The sequence below is a fragment of the Stenotrophomonas sp. Br8 genome, assembly GCF_014763005.1.
Lineage (GTDB): Bacteria > Pseudomonadota > Gammaproteobacteria > Xanthomonadales > Xanthomonadaceae > Stenotrophomonas > Stenotrophomonas lactitubi.
In genome coordinates this window covers 1-15,451 of the sequence record NZ_JACGTN010000006.1, presented here as the reverse complement: position 1 = coordinate 15,451, position 15,451 = coordinate 1, and the positions used below count along the sequence as shown (strand labels likewise).

The 15,451-nt window shown below is 65.4% G+C and carries 13 protein-coding genes; 6 read left to right on the top strand and 7 right to left on the bottom strand.

Annotated elements, in window-relative coordinates; genetic code table 11:
- The first annotated feature begins 67 nt into the window (after nucleotides 1-67).
- Both H3005_RS05850 and H3005_RS05845 read left to right on the top strand, forming a co-directional pair.
- Nucleotides 68-1,618, top strand: coding sequence for a BCCT family transporter (locus H3005_RS05850; RefSeq protein ID WP_089240960.1), 1,551 nt, complete (start codon nucleotides 68-70; stop codon nucleotides 1,616-1,618).
- Between the two features lie 92 nt (nucleotides 1,619-1,710).
- Nucleotides 1,711-2,154 (top strand): hypothetical protein, encoded by a 444-nt coding sequence (locus H3005_RS05845; RefSeq protein WP_223880084.1) that lies wholly within the window; start codon nucleotides 1,711-1,713, stop codon nucleotides 2,152-2,154.
- 100 nt (nucleotides 2,155-2,254) lie between these two features.
- Here the strand turns inward: H3005_RS05845 and acnA are convergent, their stop codons facing one another.
- Together acnA and bamE are read right to left on the bottom strand one after the other, a co-directional pair.
- Complete coding sequence (gene acnA, locus H3005_RS05840) at nucleotides 2,255-5,008, bottom strand: aconitate hydratase AcnA (RefSeq protein ID WP_100552453.1); 2,754 nt, start codon at nucleotides 5,006-5,008, stop codon at nucleotides 2,255-2,257.
- A 257-nt stretch (nucleotides 5,009-5,265) separates the two neighbouring features.
- Nucleotides 5,266-5,646: an outer membrane protein assembly factor BamE gene (gene bamE / locus H3005_RS05835; RefSeq protein WP_100552454.1), complete on the bottom strand. Its 381-nt coding sequence runs from the start codon at nucleotides 5,644-5,646 to the stop codon at nucleotides 5,266-5,268.
- A gap of 191 nt (nucleotides 5,647-5,837) precedes the next feature.
- Here bamE and H3005_RS05830 point away from each other — a divergent pair, with 191 nt between their 5' ends.
- The 4 genes from H3005_RS05830 (at nucleotide 5,838) to H3005_RS05815 (ending at nucleotide 9,716) form a co-directional block, all read left to right on the top strand.
- On the top strand, nucleotides 5,838-6,062 hold the full coding sequence (locus tag H3005_RS05830; protein WP_025878955.1) for an AbrB/MazE/SpoVT family DNA-binding domain-containing protein: 225 nt from the start codon (nucleotides 5,838-5,840) through the stop codon (nucleotides 6,060-6,062).
- A gap of 6 nt (nucleotides 6,063-6,068) precedes the next feature.
- A complete protein-coding gene (locus tag H3005_RS05825) occupies nucleotides 6,069-6,470 on the top strand; it encodes a type II toxin-antitoxin system VapC family toxin (protein ID WP_089240966.1) in 402 nt (133 codons plus the stop codon).
- Between the two features lie 41 nt (nucleotides 6,471-6,511).
- A complete protein-coding gene (gene acnB / locus H3005_RS05820) occupies nucleotides 6,512-9,103 on the top strand; it encodes a bifunctional aconitate hydratase 2/2-methylisocitrate dehydratase (RefSeq protein ID WP_100552455.1) in 2,592 nt (863 codons plus the stop codon).
- A gap of 121 nt (nucleotides 9,104-9,224) precedes the next feature.
- Nucleotides 9,225-9,716, top strand: coding sequence for a TonB family protein (locus H3005_RS05815; RefSeq protein ID WP_100552456.1), 492 nt, complete (start codon nucleotides 9,225-9,227; stop codon nucleotides 9,714-9,716).
- Nucleotides 9,717-9,808: 92 nt separating this feature from the next.
- Here H3005_RS05815 and H3005_RS05810 read toward each other — a convergent pair whose 3' ends face one another.
- The 5 genes from H3005_RS05810 to H3005_RS05790 form a co-directional block, all read right to left on the bottom strand.
- A complete protein-coding gene (locus H3005_RS05810; RefSeq protein WP_133120067.1) occupies nucleotides 9,809-10,180 on the bottom strand; it encodes a hypothetical protein in 372 nt (123 codons plus the stop codon).
- A 186-nt stretch (nucleotides 10,181-10,366) separates the two neighbouring features.
- Nucleotides 10,367-11,440, bottom strand: a complete 1,074-nt coding sequence (locus H3005_RS05805; RefSeq protein ID WP_100552458.1) for a chemotaxis response regulator protein-glutamate methylesterase — start codon at nucleotides 11,438-11,440, stop codon at nucleotides 10,367-10,369.
- On the bottom strand, nucleotides 11,437-12,033 hold the full coding sequence (cheD, locus tag H3005_RS05800; protein WP_025878962.1) for a chemoreceptor glutamine deamidase CheD: 597 nt from the start codon (nucleotides 12,031-12,033) through the stop codon (nucleotides 11,437-11,439). The genes H3005_RS05805 and cheD overlap by 4 nt, the downstream gene beginning before the upstream one ends.
- Nucleotides 12,030-12,899 carry a CheR family methyltransferase gene (locus H3005_RS05795; RefSeq protein WP_099818374.1) on the bottom strand — a complete coding sequence of 290 codons (870 nt, stop codon included), beginning with the start codon at nucleotides 12,897-12,899 and terminating at the stop codon, nucleotides 12,030-12,032. The genes cheD and H3005_RS05795 overlap by 4 nt, the downstream gene beginning before the upstream one ends.
- Before the next feature lie 32 nt (nucleotides 12,900-12,931).
- Nucleotides 12,932-15,196: a methyl-accepting chemotaxis protein gene (locus H3005_RS05790; RefSeq protein ID WP_191077757.1), complete on the bottom strand. Its 2,265-nt coding sequence runs from the start codon at nucleotides 15,194-15,196 to the stop codon at nucleotides 12,932-12,934.
- Between the last annotated feature and the right edge of the window lie 255 nt (nucleotides 15,197-15,451).

The window sequence follows — 15,451 nt, the reverse complement described above, 5'->3', positions numbered from 1 at the left end:
CACGCCATGGGCCCGGTTTCCGGTCCGGCCCCGCCCATGTGCCCCCCTGGACTGATGAGACGACCCCATGTCTTCCCTGGCTCATCCCAAGCGCTCGCCCCTGCGCTTGAACCGTTTCGTGTTCTTCAGTTCGTCGGTCTCCATCGGCATCCTCGGTGCGTTGACCGTGTTCTTCCCGCAGGCCAGCGAGCACTGGCTGCAATGGGCGCAGGCCGAGGTCTCGGCGGCGTTCGGCTGGTGGTACATGCTGTTGATCGTGGCCTGCCTGGGTTTCGTGCTGTGGCTGGCGTTCTCGCCGTATGGCCGCATCCGCCTGGGTCATAACGAGGAGTCGCCCGCCTTCGGCTACGTGGCCTGGGTGTCGATGCTGTTCTCGGCCGGCATCGGCATCGCGCTGCTGTACTACGGCGCCTACGAGCCGCTGGACCATTTCCTCAACCCGCCCGGGCAGCCCGGCGGCACGGTTGCGGCCGGCCGCGAAGCGATGGTGCTGACCTTCCTGCACTGGGGCCTGCACGGTTGGGCGCTGTACGCGCTGGTCGGCGTGGCGCTGGGCTACTTTGCCTATCGACGCAACCTGCCGCTGGCGCTGCGTTCGGCGCTGTACCCGATCTTCGGCGAGCGCATCCATGGCCGCATCGGTGACATGGTCGATGGCTTCGGCATCCTGGCGACGCTGATCTCGATGGTTACCAACCTCGGCATCGGTGCGCTGGTGGTGCAGTCCGGCCTGGTCTACCTGTTCCACATCCCGGATACGCCGCAGGTGCTGGTGGCGATCGTGCTGGTGATGATGGTCGTGGCCACCATCGGCGTCGTTGCCGGTGTGGAGAAGGGCATCGCCTGGTTGTCCAACCTCAACGTGCGCCTGCTGTGCCTGTTGCTGCTGTTCGTGCTGGTAACCGGGCCGACCCTGCATCTGTTCGACGGCCTGGTGCAGAACACCGGCGACTATCTGGGCGCGTTCGTGCGCAAGAGCTTCGACATGTACCTCAATGACCCGAAGGGGCGTGAGTGGATGGGCTCGTGGACGCTGTTCTACTGGGCGTGGTGGATTGCCTGGGCGCCGTTCGTGGGCCTGTTCGTGGCGCGCATCTCGCGCGGCCGCACCATCCGCGAAGTGATTATGGGCGTGCTGCTGATCCCTCTCGGCTTCACCCTGGCGTGGCTGTCGATCTTCGGCAACACCGCCATCGACCTGGTGCTGAACCACGGCCAGGCGGCACTGGGCGAAGTGGCCCAGCATGATGCGGCGATGACCCTGTTCAAGCTGCTGGAGTATCTGCCTGCAGCGCCGTACATCGCCGGCGCGGCGGTGGTGATCGGTTTCGTGTTGTTCCTGACCCCGGTCGATTCGGGCACGCTGATGATCGCCAACCTGTGCACCCGGCGTGTCGACGATGGCGTGGAGGATGGGCATGACGCGCCGATCTGGCTGCGCGTGTTCTGGGCGGCGGGCATCACCGTGGCCAGCGTCGGCCTGCTGCTGGCCGGCAACTTCAGCGCGATGCAGACAGCGGTGGTGCTGTGCGGCCTGCCGTTCTCGTTCATCCTGGCGTTCTATATGTGGGGCCTGTTGAAGGCGCTGCGTACCGACCCGGATGCACCGCGGCGATAAGGGTGGGTGATGAGGATTTCGTCGTTCTCTGAAAGACAGCCGTACCTGCCGACTGCAATCATCGCTCGACATGCTTCTGAAGGAGTCGCGCGATGGTCCGTACCCTGGTTGTTTCCCTGATTTTCTCCCTTTGCTGCCTGCCGGCGGCGGTGGCCGCCCCTCCTGTGCAGCTGGATTTCCCGGTGCTGGTGCTGGGTGAAACCGCGCCGGTGCGCCTGCAGCTGGCTCCGCATGCGGGCGGGCTGGCGCTCTACTCGATCCACATGAATACCATGGACAGTGGAGTGGTCAGCGGCTATCAGGTGACCGGCGTGCAGTGCCCGTCGGGATTCCAGTTCAACCTGTATCGCAATGGCCAGGGGGCGGTCTGCTACCGCATGGAGGACACCCCGCATGCGGGAGGTGTGATGGTGGTGCAGGTCATCAATGTCGATGCGGCCGACGGGCACACGCTGTGGGAAGAGGGGCTGGGCTTTCTGGATGCGCATGGGCCCCCGCAGCGGACCGCGTGGCATCTGTTTGCTGTGCGCCCATAACGTGTAAAGCAAAGGGCCGGATCTGCGAGGATCCGGCCCTTTCGTCTTTCCGCTGACAGCAGCCAGGCATGGCCTGGCTCTACCTATGCAGTGCGATCGATCAACGCGCAGCCAGCTGGCGCAGTACGTACTGCAGCAGGCCGCCGTGGCGGAAGTACTCCACTTCCTTCGGGGTCAGCAGCATCACCGAGGCTTCGAAGGTCTTCTTCGTGCCATCAGCCTTGGTCGCGGTGACCGTGGCGCGCTTGCTGGCGCCATCCTGCAGGCCGGTGACATCGATCACTTCCGAACCATCCAGGCCCAGCGACTGTGCGTTTTCGCCGTTGCGGAACTGCAGCGGCAGCACGCCCATGCCGACCAGGTTCGAACGATGGATGCGTTCGAAGCTCTCGGCGATGACCGCCTTCACGCCCAGCAGCAGGGTGCCCTTGGCGGCCCAGTCGCGCGAGGAACCGGTGCCGTATTCCTTGCCGGCCAGCACCACCAGCGGCACCTTGTCGGCCTTGTACTTCATGGCGGCATCGTAGATCGCCAGCTTTTCCGGCTGGCCGCCGTTGGCCGGGTAGTACAGGGTGTTGCCGCCTTCTTCGCCACCGAACATCAGGTTCTTGATGCGGATGTTGGCGAAGGTGCCGCGGACCATCACGTCATCGTTGCCGCGGCGGCTGCCGTAGCTGTTGAAGTCGGCCGGCTGCACGCCGCGCTCCTGCAGGAAGCGGCCTGCCGGCGAATCCTTCTTGATGTTGCCGGCCGGGGAGATGTGGTCGGTGGTGATCGAATCGCCGAACAGGCCCATCACCCGCGCGCCGTGCACGTCATCGATGGTGCCGACCTGCATGGTCATGCCGTCGAAGTACGGCGGGTTCTTGATGTAGGTGGAGGCGTCGCTCCATTCGTACAGATCACCGTCCGGCGAGGCGATGGTGTTCCAGCGGGTATCGCCCTTGAACACGTCGGCGTAGTTCTGCTTGAACATCTCCGGGCCGACGGTAGCGGCGATGACGTCGCCGATTTCCTTGTTGCTCGGCCAGATGTCGCGCAGGTACACCGGCTGGCCATCGCTGCCGGTGCCCAGCGGCTCGGTGGTCAGGTCGATGTCGGTGGTGCCGGCGATGGCGTAGGCCACCACCAGCGGCGGGCTGGCCAGGTAGTTCATCTTCACTTCGGGGTGCACGCGGCCCTCGAAGTTGCGATTGCCCGACAGCACCGAGGTCACCACCAGATCACCACTGGCGATGCCGGCGCTGACTTCGGTCGGCAGCGGGCCGGAGTTGCCGATGCAGGTGGTGCAGCCATAGCCGACCACATAGAAGCCGATCTTTTCCAGCTCGGTGAGTACACCGGCCTTTTCCAGATAGTCGGTGACCACACGCGAGCCTGGGCCGAGCGAGGTCTTGACCCATGGCTTGCGATCCAGGCCCTTGGCGGCCGCGTTGCGGGCCAGCAGGCCGGCGCCGATCATCACCGCCGGGTTGGAGGTGTTGGTACACGAGGTGATGGCGGCGATGACCACCGCGCCATCCTTCAGCCGCACCTTCCTGCCGTCCATTTCGATGTCGGCGTAGCCCTTGGCCAACTGCTCGTTGCCCACGGCGGCGCCGCCGCCTTCATTGACGAAGGTGGAGACATCCTCGCTGCGCTTGTCACGGTTGGCGGTCATGCCGACCAGCGCGTCGCGGTAGTTCTTCTGCACGTCTTCCAGCAGCACGCGGTCCTGCGGGCGCTTGGGGCCGGCCAGCGAGGGCTTCACCGTGCCCATGTCCAGTTCCAGCGTGGTGCTGTACTGCGCATGCGGGCTGTTGGCGTCGTGCCACAGGCCCTGCGCCTTGGCATAGGCTTCGACCAGGGCGATCTGCTCTTCGCTGCGGCCGGACAGGCGCAGGTAGGTCAGCGATTCGTTGTCGATCGGGAAGATGCCGCAGGTGGCGCCGTATTCCGGGGCCATGTTGCCGATGGTCGCGCGGTCGGCCAGTGGCAGGTGCTGCAGGCCGTCGCCATAGAACTCGACGAACTTGCCGACCACGCCGAGCTTGCGCAGCATCTGGGTGACGGTCAGCACCAGGTCGGTGGCGGTGGCGCCTTCGGGCAGCTTGCCGGTCAGCTTGAAGCCGACCACCTGCGGAATCAGCATCGACGAGGGCTGGCCGAGCATGGCTGCTTCTGCCTCGATGCCGCCCACGCCCCAGCCGAGCACGCCGATGCCGTTGATCATCGTGGTGTGGCTGTCGGTGCCGAACACGGTATCGGGGTAGGCGATGGCCTTGCCGTCCTTGTCCGCGGTCATCACCACGCGGGCCAGGTTTTCCAGGTTGACCTGGTGGACGATGCCGGTGTTGGGCGGCACCACCTTGAAGTTGTCGAAGGCCTTCTGGCCCCAGCGCAGGAAGCCGTAGCGTTCCTGGTTGCGCTGGAACTCGATCTTGCCGTTGAGGTCCAGTGCGTCGGGCTTGCCGAACACATCCACCTGCACCGAGTGGTCGATGACCAGTTCGGAGGGGATCAGCGGATTGATCTGTTCGGGGCGACCGCCCAGCTTGACCACGGCATCGCGCATCGCGGCCAGGTCGACCACGCAGGGCACGCCGGTGAAGTCCTGCAGCACCACGCGTGCGGGCATGAAGGCGATTTCGGTGTCGGGCTCTGCGCTGGGCTGCCAGCGGGCGACGGCCTCGATGTGATCCTTGCCGACGGTGACGCCGCCATCCTCGTGCCGGAGCAGATTCTCCAGCAGGATCTTCATCGAGTAGGGCAGGTGGGAGATGTCGAAGCGCTGGCCCAGCTTGGGCAGGCTGAAGTAGTCGTAGGTCTTGCCGCCGACGTCCAGCTGGCTGCGGGTGGAGAACGAATCGCTCATGCGGGATGACTCCTCTTGCGGATGGCTTGCAGTGGCCCGCATGGGCGGGCCTGCTTGCGTTTGCCGGTGGCACTCCGGCCCCGGATCCTGCCCAGTATCGGCGATCCAGCGCCCGGCAATGACCCGGCAGGCTTGGAACGCAAGGTTACAGCGATGTGTGTAGCCTTCGTGTCAGCGTACCCATCGTTTTTGCGCCGGCCCGCACGCAGACGGGGCGCTCATGGGCGCCCCGTCCAGGAATGCATCGGCTGCAGGAGTTACTTGCCGTTGGCGGCATCCAGCAGCGGGTTGCCGGTCTTGGCGCCACTGGTGCCGTTGCTCTTGGACTTGGCGGTCAGCACGCCGGCCTTGTTGAATTCGAAGACGGTCGATTCGTTGATGTTCTTGCCGAAGCTCTTGATCTTGGTGAAGTCGTAGTACCAGACCTGGGTGTCGCCCAGCTGCTCGCGGCGATTGGGTGCACCAAAGGCCTCGCTGACCTGCTTCTGGGTGGTCTTGCCGATCTCCGCCGCGTCCATCTGCGCCGGGGTGATCTCGGTGCCGGTTACGTAGGCACCGAACGGGTTGAAGGCGTGGGCCGCCGGGACCGACAGGGCCAACGGGGCAGCCAGCATCAGGGCAAGAGTGAGAGCGCGCATGAAACTTCCTTATTTATGGAGCGGATAGGTGCGGTAGGAGCGCCGGGGGCGTCCAGCCGGAGCGCAGCAGGGCTGCCGAGGGAGTCTAACCCCCGGATGCGACTGACGCGGGATGAAGGTCACATATCAGGTGGTTTGTTCCGGATGCGACGGGTATGTATAATTCATACATACTTTTTGAGGCGTACCCCATGGAAGCCACCGTTGCTGAACGCGGACAGATCACCCTGCCCAAGGCAGTGCGTGATGCGCTGGGCCTGACCAAGGGCACCTTGCTGAAGGTGGAGCTGGAAGGCAGCCGGATCATCCTGCGCAAGAGCGTGGACGATGCGATCTCCCGCGCCCGCGGCAAGTTCTCGCTGGACGGCTTCGAATCGGCCGACGCGGCCGTGCGCGACCTGCGCGACGAGGAGTAAGCGGTGATGATCGCCGTCGATTCACCGGTGCTGGTCGAACTGCTCAGCAACGGCCCGCAGGCCGATGCGGTGGAAGCCTGCCTGCGGCAGAGCCTGGTCGGCGGCCGCGTGGTGGTCTGCGGCGCCACCCTGGCCGAGATCTGCGCCGCCCTGCGCGGCGGTGCCGAGGTACTGGAAGCGCTGGAAGAAATGGGCGTGCACTTCAACGCGCTGGAAGCCAAATCGGCACTGCGCGCCGGTGAAATGCACCGCCGCCATCGCCAGCGCGGCAGCGGCCAGCGCCGTGGCCTGGACGAATTCATGATCGGTGCCCACGCCCTGCTGCAGTGCGATGGCCTGATCACCTGGAACGACACGTTTTATCGCGACTACTTCAAGGGCCTGAAGCTGATCGTGCCGCAAGCCTGAGCCCACTTTTTATTCACCTCACGCATTACCCGGGAGTTGTCATGTTGGAAGCCTACCGCCACCACGTCGCCGAGCGCGCTGCGCTTGGCATCCCGCCCCTGCCGCTGACCGCGCAGCAGACGGCCGATGTCATCGAACTGCTGAAGAACCCGCCGCAGGGCGAGGCCGAGTTCCTGCTCGACCTGCTGACCCACCGGGTGCCGGCCGGCGTCGATGACGCTGCCAAGGTCAAGGCCTCGTACCTGGCCGCGATCGCACTGGGCAGCGAGCAGAACCCGCTGATCAGCCGCGAGCGCGCCACCGAACTGCTGGGCACCATGCTGGGCGGCTACAACGTCGCGCCGCTGGTGCAGCTGCTGGACGACGCCAGCGTCGGCGCCATCGCTGCCGACGCGCTGAAGAAGACCCTGCTGGTGTTCGACGCCTTCCACGACGTGCAGGAAAAGGCCAAGGCCGGCAACGCCAACGCCCAGTCCGTGATGCAGAGCTGGGCCGATGCCGAGTGGTTCACCAGCAACCCGGAAGTGCCGCAGAGCCTGACCGTCACCGTGTTCAAGGTGCCGGGCGAAACCAATACCGACGACCTGTCGCCGGCACCGGACGCGACCACCCGCCCGGACATTCCGATGCACGCCCTGGCGATGCTGAAGAACAAGCGTGACGATGCAGCGTTCACCCCGGAAGAAGACGGCAAGCGTGGCCCGATCCAGCAGATCCTGTCGCTGAAGGACAAGGGCCACCTGGTGGCCTATGTCGGCGACGTGGTCGGCACCGGTTCTTCGCGCAAGTCGGCCACCAACAGCGTGCTGTGGTGGACCGGTGATGACATTCCGTACATCCCGAACAAGCGCGCCGGTGGCGTCTGCCTGGGTTCGAAGATCGCACCGATCTTCTACAACACCATGGAAGATGCCGGCGCGCTGCCGATCGAGCTGGACGTGTCGAAGATGGAGCACGGCGATGTGGTCGAGCTGCGTCCGTACGACGGCAAGGCGCTGAAGAACGGCGAAGTGATCGCCGAGTTCCAGGTCAAGTCCGAAGTACTGTTCGACGAAGTGCGTGCCGGTGGCCGCATTCCGCTGATCATCGGCCGTGGCCTGACCGGCAAGGCGCGTGAAGCGCTGGGCCTGGCCCCGACCGACCTGTTCCGCCTGCCGGTGCAGCCGGCCGATACCGGCAAGGGCTTCTCGCTGGCACAGAAGATGGTCGGCCGCGCCTGTGGCCTGGCCGAAGGGCAGGGTATGCGCCCGGGCACCTACTGCGAACCGAAGATGACCTCGGTGGGCTCGCAGGACACCACCGGCCCGATGACCCGCGACGAGCTGAAGGACCTGGCCTGCCTGGGCTTCTCGGCCGACCTGGTGATGCAGTCGTTCTGCCACACCGCGGCCTACCCGAAGCCGGTGGACGTCAAGACCCACCACACCCTGCCGGAATTCATCTCCACCCGCGGAGGCATCTCGCTGCGTCCGGGTGACGGCGTGATCCACAGCTGGCTCAACCGCATGCTGCTGCCGGACACCGTCGGCACCGGTGGTGACTCGCACACCCGTTTCCCGGTGGGCATTTCGTTCCCGGCCGGTTCGGGCCTGGTTGCCTTCGCCGCTGCCACCGGCGTCATGCCGCTGGACATGCCGGAGTCGGTGCTTGTGCGTTTCAAGGGCAAGATGCAGCCGGGCGTGACCCTGCGTGACCTGGTCAACGCGATCCCGCTGTACGCGATCAAGTCGGGCCTGCTGACCGTGGCCAAGGCTGGCAAGAAGAACATCTTCTCCGGTCGCATCCTGGAGATCGAAGGCCTGCCGGAACTGAAGGTCGAACAGGCATTCGAACTGTCCGATGCCTCGGCCGAGCGTTCGGCTGCCGGCTGCTCGGTGCGCCTGAACAAGGAACCGATCATCGAGTACCTGACCAGCAACATCACGCTGCTGAAGTGGATGATCGCCGAGGGTTACCAGGATCCGCGTTCGCTGCAGCGTCGCATCGAGAAGATGGAAGCGTGGCTGGCCAACCCGGAGCTGCTGGAGCCGGATGCCGACGCCGAGTACGCCGCCGTCATCGAGATCGACCTGGCCGACATCCACGAGCCGATCGTGGCCTGCCCGAACGACCCGGACGACGTGAAGACCCTGTCCGAAGTCGCTGGTGCGAAGATCGACGAAGTGTTCATCGGTTCGTGCATGACCAACATCGGTCACTTCCGTGCCGCTGCGAAGCTGCTGGAAGGCAAGCGCGACCTGCCGACCCGCCTGTGGGTGGCCCCGCCGACCAAGATGGATGCGTCCGAGCTGACCAAGGAAGGCGTGTACGGCACCTTCGGCGCCACCGGCGCACGCATGGAAATGCCGGGCTGCTCGCTGTGCATGGGCAACCAGGCGCAGATCCGCGAAGGCTCCACCGCGATGTCGACCTCGACCCGCAACTTCCCGAACCGTCTGGGCCGCAACACCAACGTGTACCTGGGTTCGGCGGAACTGGCCGCGATCTGCTCGCGCCTGGGCCGCATTCCGACCAAGGAAGAGTACATGGCCGATGTGGGCGTGATCGCCGCCAGCGGCGCGGAGATCTACCGCTACATGAACTTTGACCAGATCGAGGAATACCAGGACGTGGCCAACACGGTCGCTGCCTGATCCTGCTGATCGGTTGATGATGTAAACGAAGAACCCCCGGTGAAAGCCGGGGGTTTTTTTGTGGGCGCCAGCGGCGCTGGCTGCGCGTTAGACTTCGACCTGCTTTTTCAGGAGGACATGGATGTTGGCGGATCGACGACACTGGGTAGCGCTGGCAGCGATGATGGCGGGCTGGGCCATGGCACCGGCTGCAATCGCGCAGCAGGATGTGCGGGCCGATGAAGCGTCTGCCGATACGCGGATGAGCGCTGACGAGCGCAGGGTGTTCCTGCTGCAGGAACAGTTCCTGGAGATCGCCCGGGCCAACGCGTCAAGGTCTGAGACAGCCGAAAAGGTGGAAACCTACGCCTCGGTCGATGCCGACTCGCAGCGGCAGCATCCCGTGCAGCTTGAGAACCATCAGCCACCCGAGCGCGGAGCTGGTGCGGCCACGCTGCTGGTGGACGTAGACGAGCAGGGCCGCCCGTATGCTGTGGAGATCGCGCGCGGCAGTGGATCGGCGGCGCTGGATGCGGCGGCCGTGGAGGCGGCGTATCGATGGAACTACAACGCCGCCAGCAGGGATGGCGTACCGGTGCGCGGAAAGGTGCGGATCACGGTGTCGGGACCGTAACTGCGACTGCGACTGCGTGATGTGGCGGTGCCGGGCATTGCCCGGCAGGCAGTTGAAGCGGAGAACCACGGGCGCATTCCGAGGGTTGTCTGCTACTGGATGGTCCAGTCGGCAGTGCCTTGAAGGCGCTTCCCGGCAAAGAGCACATTGCCCCGGCCGCCGGAGACGTCCATCTCGAACCAGGGCAGTCCATCACGGGTAAGCGGACGCACGTAGGCCTGGCGCTTTGCGCGGTCGAATTCGATGTAGTAGCGGCGATGAACGTTCGGATACTTCGGGATCGACGCGCCTTTCCAGCTGACGCTCACCGCGCCGGGGTCTTCGCGCCCCACCAGCATCAGCATGAAGAACACATCACCCTGCTTGGCCTGGAAGTAGAACAGATCACCACTGGCGACGGCGGGTGCCAGTGGCAGTGACAGCAGTGTGGCCGTCAGCACGGCCTTCCATATCCCTGTGATCATGCGCAGCATTCCTTGTGCAATACGGCTATCAAAGCACAGATGCGGGCAGCCCGTTGAACCGAAGAACCCCGGTGAATGCCGAAGTTTTTTGTTGCGTGATGGCCGGCAGAGCCTAGCCCATGCTCGGCTTGCCGGAGCGGGGCCCGAAAAGCAGCCGAGCATGGGCTCGGCTCTACAGCCGTCCCATCAGCCGCGTGCCAGCGCCAGCAAACGCTCGGCAATGCGCTCCAGCGGTACCTGTTCCTCGGCCGCGCCAAGTTTGAACGCTGCGCCGGGCATGCCCCAGACCACGCTGGTGGCCTCGTCCTGCACCAGCGTCGGGGCGCCGGCCTGGCGCATTTCCAGCAGGCCGCGTGCGCCGTCATCGCCCATGCCGGTGAGGATGGCGCCGATGGCATTGCCACCTGCGGCCTGCGCCACCGAACGGAACAGCACGTCCACCGCCGGCTTGTGCCGGTTTACCGCCGGACCGTCGTCGACCCGACAGCGCCAGCGCGCACCGTCGCGGATGATCCGCAGGTGCTTGCCGCCGGGCGGCAGGTACGCGTGGCCGGGCAGCACCGCTTCGCCATCGCTGGCTTCGCGTACGGCCATCGCCGAATGGCGGTCCAGACGCTCGGCGAAGGCGGTGCTGAAACTGGCGGGCAGGTGCTGGGTCATCACCACTGCGGGGCCGTCGGCGGGCATGCCTTCCAGCACCACACGCAGTGCTTCGGTACCACCGGCCGACGAGCCGATGGCGATCAGACGGTCGGTGGTGCGGAACTGCGTTGCTGCCGGACGCACGGCAGGGGCGGCGTCCAGCGTGAGTTTCGGTGCAGCCACGCGCACCAGCGGGCGTACCCGTGAGCGCGCAGCCATCTTCACCTTGGCGATGATTTCATCGGCATAGGCCTGCAGGCCGCGGGCTACATCAAGCTTGGGCTTGGAGACGAAGTCCACCGCGCCCAGCCCCAGCGCCTGCAGGGTGGTATCGGCACCGCGTTCGGTCAGCGAAGAGATCATCACCACCGGCAGCGGGTGCAGGCGCATCAGGTTTTCCAGGAACGCCAGGCCATCCATGCGTGGCATTTCCACGTCCAGGGTGATCACGTCCGGAGCCAGGCGTTTGATCTTCTCGCGGGCCAGCAGCGGGTCGGCGGCAGTACCGACTACATCGATGGCCGGATCGCTGGACAGGATTTCGGTGAGCATCTGCCGCACGACGGCAGAATCGTCGACGATCAGGACCCGGCAGGGGGCGTTGCCGGTCAGGGTCATTCGAACAGCTCCACGCCACCGGTGACCGGGGCCTTGGACAGGCGTGCGCGCACGGCCGATTCGGTCGCGGCCACTTCGGCTTCGTGTGCATGCGGCAGGCGTTGCACGACGACGCGGCCGGTATCGGCGAAGAACCAGATCTTGCGCGGGTGGATGCCGCACAGGTCTTCGGCGAGGATCGGGATGTGCTCGGCCTGCAGGTACTGACGCACGAACTCGGCGTTGCGCGTGCCTACCGGATTGCTGGTGAAGCCCTTCAGCACGTTGGCACCGCCGAACACCTTCGCCTCGATGCGCTTGCGGTGGGCGCCGCGCTTGAGCATGTCGTTGATCAGCAGTTCCATCGCATAGCTGCCATAGCGTGCGGGCGCGCCGTCGCCGGCGTTGCCCTCGGGCAGCAGGAAGTGGTTCATGCCGCCGATCTTCAGCACCGGGTCGCGCAGGCATGCCGCCACGCAGGAGCCGAGGGTCGTGGTCAGCGCAGTGGTGTCATCCACCACCAGGTACTGGGTCGGCAGCAGCTTGGCGGCGATGGTCTTGAAGCGTGCGTCCTGGTAGCGCATCACATCATCGGTGCGCAGCGAAGCATTCATGCGCTGGCTCCCTGCGCGCGCCGGTACAGGGTACGGCCGCAGGGCTGGATCAGATCGGCGGCGTGCAGGTAGTTCTCCGAGTGGCCGGTGTAGAGCAGGCCGTCGTCGGCCAGGTGGTTGACCAGGCGGCCAAGAATCGCGCGCTGGGTCGGCTTGTCGAAGTAGATCATCACGTTGCGGCAGAACAGTGCGTCGAACGGACCGCCGACGTCATAGCGCGGTGCCAGCAGGTTCAATGGGCGGAACTCGATCAGCTCGCGCAGCGCCGGCAGCACGCGGCACTGGCCTTCGTTGGGACCGCTGCCACGCTGGAAGTAGCGGCGACGCAGGTCTGGATCGAGGCCAGCAACACGGTCGATGTTGTAGACACCGCGCCCGGCGGTGGCCAGGACCTGGGTATCGACGTCGGTGGCGACAATGCGCACCGGTGGCTTCAGAGTGCCGAACGCTTCGCAGGCGGTGATCGCCATCGAGTAGGGCTCTTCACCGGTGGAGGCGGCGCACGACCACAGCAGCAGCGGGCCGCGGCCGTTGCGCTGCTGCAGCTCCTCGCGCAGCTTGTCGAAATGGTGCGGCTCGCGGAAGAACGCGGTGAGATTGGTGGTCAGCGCATTGGTGAATGCCTGCCACTCGTCACCATCGCCCTGTTCCAGGTGATCCAGGTACTGCTGGAAACTGCGCATGCCCAGCGTGCGCAGCCGACGCGACAGGCGTCCGTACACCATGTCGCGCTTGGCTGGGGCGAGGGCGATGCCCACGCGCTGGTAGATCAGGTCGCAGACGCGGCGGAAATCACGGTCGGCGAACTCGAATTCGCGCGTACCGCTGACGATGGGGGTAGGGCTCTGCACGGGTGACGTGTCCATCGGCGGGGCGGCGGCCGCAGCCGCCGCGAGGATCAGAATTCCTGCCAGTCGCCGTCGTTGGAGACGACGGCGCTGGAGTGGGTACGGCGGATCGGTGCGGGCGTCGACAACGGCCGCGAAGGCGCAGGACTGGCGGCCTTCGGCGCGACCTTGGCGGTCACCGCCTTCACTGCGACGGCAACCTGGTTGTCGAGGCGGAAGATCGCCACGGCGTCGGCCAGCTGCGCGGCCTGTTCCTCCATCGCCCGCGCTGCAGCAGTGGCTTCTTCCACCAGCGCGGCGTTCTGCTGGGTGGTTTCGTCCATCTGCACCACGGTCTGGTTGACCTGCTCGATGCCGGCCGACTGTTCCTGCGAGGCGGCGGAAATCTCGGCCATGATGTCGGTGACGCGCTGCACCGAGGCGACGATCTCGCCCATGGTGCTGCCGGCCTGGTGGACCAGGCTGGAGCCTTCGGCGACCTTGCCGACCGATTCGTCGATCAGCCCCTTGATCTCCTTGGCGGCGGCGGCCGAGCGCTGGGCGAGGGTACGCACTTCGCTGGCGACCACAGCGAAACCGCGGCCCTGTTCGCCGGCACGGGCGGATTCGACCGCAGCGTTCAGTGCCAGGATGTTGGTCTGGAAGGCGATGCCATCGATGACCGAAATGATCTCGGCGATCTTCTTCGAGGACGCTTCGATGGCCGACATGGTGGTGACCACCTGGCCAACGACGCTGCCGCCCTGCGAGGCCACGCCGTGCGCACCGATGGCAAGCTGGTTGGCCTGGCGCGCGTGTTCGGCGTTCTGGCGCACGGTGGAGGTCAGTTCCTCCATCGACGCGGCGGTTTCTTCCAGATTGGCCGCCTGCTGTTCGGTGCGACGCGACAGGTCGCTGTTGCCCGAGGCTATTTCGCCGGCCGACAAAGTGATGCTGGAAGCACTGAGCTGGATCTGGCCAACGATCTGGGTCAGCTGGCTGACCGTGGCGTTGGCATCGTCACGCATGCGCGCGAACACGCCCTGGTAGTCACCGTGCATGCGGGCGGTCAAGTCGCCGTCGGCGATGGACGACAGCAGCTGCGAGAGCTTGCCGAGGTTGTCATCACTGACCGCCATCATGGCGTTGAGGTTTTCCAGCATGGTGCGGAAATCGTGATCGAAGCGCTGTGCGTCGCCGCGCTGGCTGAAGTCACCCGCAGCTGCAGCACTGGCCAGCTGCTTGATCTCGGCATTGATGCGGCCGAGGTTGGCCTTGACCGTGTCGACGGTGGTGGTCATCGCCGCCTTTTCGCCTGGGTAGCGGGCGATGTCGCCGCTGAGGTCGCCGACGGCGTACTGCTGCACCACGTTCAGTACATCGTGCAGGGTCTGCACGTGGCTGCCGACCAGGACATTGGTTTCCTGCACCATCAGCCCGTACTCGCCGGGGAAGGCGCTGGCGTCGATGCGGTAGCTGAGTTCACCTTCATCGTGACGGCGTGCCATTTCGCGCTGGCCACTGATGACCGCGTGCAGCTGCTGCTGCATGCGTGACATCGCTTCGAGCAGGCGACCGGGTTCGTCATGCGGCTGCGGGCCGATGTGGCTGTCCAGCTTGCCGCCGGCGATGCCTTCAGCCACGGCGGTGGCCTGCTTCAGCGGTCGCGCGATGCGGTTGCCGATGACCCAGCTCAACGCCAGCACGATCAGCACCAGTACGCCGCCGGCCAGGGTCATGATGGCGGTGAAGACCAGTGCCTGCTGCTGCACGTCATCCATGTAGACGCCGCTGCTGACCACCCAGTTCCAGGGCTTGAACATGCCGGCATAGGCGACCTTTTCGACCTCGCCCTTCTCGCCGGGCTTGGCCCAGCGGTAGGCGACGAAGCCGCCGCCGGCCTTGGCCGCTTCGATCTGGTCGTAGTAGATGCGGATGCCATCGCCGGTACGGAAATCCTTCATGTCCTTGCCCACCAGATCCTTGCGGAACGGGTGCATGAGCACGTGATAGCCGGTGTCGTAGATGTTGTAGTAGTAGGTGTCGTTGTGCGCGCGCATGACCTCCAGCGCCTGCAGCGCGGCGGCCTTTGCAGCCTCTTCGCTGAGCTCTCCGGTTCCGGCGAGGCGATGGTAGTGGTCGAGGATGCCGTAGCTCAGTTCGACCTGGGTCTTCAGCGAAGACTTGCGGGTATCGGTCAGGTCCAGGTACTGCATGCGGGCAGCGATCACCGAGAGCGCGATCACGCCCAGCGCGATCAGCAGCGTGAGCAGATTGAGCTTGCGTCGGACGGAGAGATTGCTGAAGTAGTGTTGCCAGCGATGCAGGAGATTCATCGAGCAGTACCCGGGTCGTGGTGGGTGGAGGCGCCGGTGCTGGTCGGGAGCAGCGGTGACATGACCGTTATCGGCCGCGGGGGCGGGGGATTGAGGTGGGCTGTTCGAACGTATTCAGATTTTCTTGCAGCGGCGGCTGCGGCGCTGCCTGCGGCAGGCTTTTGGGGCAACAGCAACAGCAACAGCGCTCATGACTCTGTGTTGATACGTGCTGGGATGGGTCGGGGCGGCCAGGCGGGACACGCCGTAAACCCA